At 73.3% G+C, this 1,541-nt stretch carries 1 protein-coding gene; it reads right to left on the bottom strand.

Features of this window, described 5'->3' with window-relative positions; genetic code table 11:
• Positions 1–1,419: ABC transporter ATP-binding protein (locus tag GA0115259_RS38470; protein ID WP_093605266.1), on the bottom strand; the 1,419-nt coding region annotated here is incomplete at its 3' end.
• Between the last annotated feature and the right edge of the window lie 122 nt (positions 1,420–1,541).

Genomic DNA, 1,541 nt, shown 5'->3' with positions numbered 1-1,541 from the left:
GCCCCCCAGCCGCTGGCCCTCGGACAGATCGCGCGGATGCGTCCCGTCCGCCACGTCCGGCAGCAGCTCGCCCACCAGCGCACGGCAACTGCCGGGCGCCGCGCCCGCGTCGGCGTCCGCCGCCGCGCACTCGGCGGCGACCGTGTCGGCGTACAGCAGATCGCGTGGCTCCTGCGGTACCAGGCCGACCTCATGGATCAGCTCGCGCGGCTGCGTACGGTGCGGAGTGCGGCCACCGACGAGCACCGTGCCGGCGGCCGGTGCGACCATGCCGACCAGGGTGGCCAGCAAGGTGGACTTGCCCGCGCCGTTCCGGCCCATCAGGGCGATCGTCTCGCCGGGCGCGACGGTCAGCGACACCTGGCGCAGCGCCTCGGTCCGGTCGTGCCGTACGGCGAGATCCGTGACGACGGCGAGCGGGCCGCCGCTGTCGGGCGCCGTGGCCGTGAACTTCGTGGCCGCGCGGCGGTGCAGCAGTCTGCCCAATGAGGTACGTGCGGTACGTGCGGTACGAGCGACATGCTGCGGTGGCCCACTCGGAACGCCCGCTGCTGCCCTGCCCGTCGCCGTAACCGTCCCGTTCCACGGCTCCGGTTCAAGGCCCGCCAGCCGCTCCCGGAGCCCGGCGGCCCTGCGCCTCGCGTCCCGTACGGAGAGCGGCAGCGGCTCCCAGCCGTTCAGCCGCCCGAGCGCCACCACCGGCGGATACACCGGTGACACCGCCATGATCCGCTCCGGATCGCCGACGACCGGCGCCAGTCCGGGGCCCGGCAGCAGGACGACACGGTCCGCGTACTGCACCACACGCTCCAGCCGGTGTTCGGCCAGCAGGACCGTCGTACCGAGGTCGTGCACCAGCCGTTGCAGCACCGCGAGCACCTCCTCGGCCGCCGCGGGATCCAGCGCCGAGGTCGGCTCGTCGAGCACCAGCACCCGTGGATGCGGAGTCAGTACGGAACCGATCGCGACCCGCTGCCGCTGCCCTCCGGAGAGCGTGGCGATCGGCCGGTCGCGCAGCTCCGCCAGGCCCAGCAGATCGAGCGTCTCCTCGACGCGGCGCCGCATCACATCGGGCGCGAGGCCCAACGACTCCATGCCGTAGGCGAGTTCGTCCTCGACCGTGTCGGTCACGAAGTGGGCGAGCGGATCCTGTCCCACCGTCCCGACGAGATCGGCGAGTTCGCGCGGCCGGTGCGTACGGGTGTCGCGGCCGTCGACGGTGACCCGGCCGCGCAGGGTGCCGCCGGTGAAGTGCGGGACGAGACCGGACACCGTACCGAGCAGAGTCGACTTGCCGACGCCCGAAGGACCGACGAGCAGGGCCAGTTCGCCCTCGGGCACGACGAAATCGACGCCGCTGATCGCGGGCGGCGCGCAGGCATCGCCGTACGTCACCGACACCCGCTCGAATCGGATCACGGAGCGCTCTCCTTCGAGGTCGACGGCGATGGTCCCGGCGGTACGGGCGCGACGAGCGCGGGCAGCAGTCCGAGCAGTACTCCCGCCGCAGGCCACAGCGGCAGCGTCGGCGCCACCAGTGG

This window comes from Streptomyces sp. MnatMP-M17 (assembly GCF_900091995.1).
Taxonomy (GTDB): domain Bacteria; phylum Actinomycetota; class Actinomycetes; order Streptomycetales; family Streptomycetaceae; genus Streptomyces.
Note: the sequence above shows the minus strand (reverse complement) of the source record. Positions and strands in the feature narration are given on the sequence as shown.